This window comes from Shewanella sp. Sh95, assembly GCF_001308045.1.
In the GTDB taxonomy this organism is placed as follows: domain Bacteria; phylum Pseudomonadota; class Gammaproteobacteria; order Enterobacterales; family Shewanellaceae; genus Shewanella; species Shewanella xiamenensis.
In genome coordinates, this window is sequence record NZ_LGYY01000095.1 from 1 (window position 1) to 720 (window position 720).

The window sequence follows — 720 nt, forward strand, 5'->3', positions numbered from 1 at the left end:
TTGGAGGTACTCAGGCGGCCTGATTATCAAATCACGGAGAAAGAATTGCTGGCGGCCTGGGTATTATTCGCCAATCAGTTGCTCAAATATGGCTATGCTATGGCTGATTTATGAGGGGATCCTTCAGCGCGTGACTCTAATATGGCTGGTCGCATCCAAGCTAATATGCTTACAATTCAAATACAGGCCTATGATTATATCTTTCAGAAGAATGAATCGGCTTATAAAGTATTCAATGAACGTAATGTTATTCTTAATGACATCATTCAAAAAGCCATGACGGAGATTAACGAGCCTGAATTGAGTCAACAACTTTCAGATATTCGCAAAGATATTGTTGATTACAATAATTACTTTGAATCTGTAGTAAAATTGATTAAATCTCGCAATGATGAAGTTACCAACGTGTTGGTTCCTAAAGGAACTGAAGTTGTAAAACTGATTTCTGACACTATGCATCAATCCTATAATAAAGGTCAGATTGATGTTGCTTATCGAGCAGGTTCTGTGCTGAAGAATCCCCTGATGATTTACAAATAAATCATCAAATTAGGGTGGAAGCGCATCTTGTTGCATGATCAAATGGTTTCGCCAAAAACTACACTTGGACAACAAGATGCGCGAAGCCAATATCCTACAACATTCTTTACACCAATACTGCCCAGAACTTCACCTAAAACGATTAAACAGCTTGATGCTGGCCTCTAAGGCACTGATTGA

General features: G+C 38.8%; 1 protein-coding gene. It reads left to right on the plus strand.

Annotated elements, in window-relative coordinates:
- Positions 1–141 precede the first annotated feature (141 nt).
- Positions 142–540, plus strand: coding sequence for a hypothetical protein (locus AEA42_RS06930; protein WP_055647319.1), 399 nt, complete (start codon positions 142–144; stop codon positions 538–540).
- Positions 541–720: the final 180 nt, after the last annotated feature.

Coding starts and splice junctions, on each gene's coding strand:
- AEA42_RS06930 (WP_055647319.1), top strand. CDS start 142: ATGGCTGGTCGCATCCAAGCTAATATGCTTACAATTCAAATACAGGCC.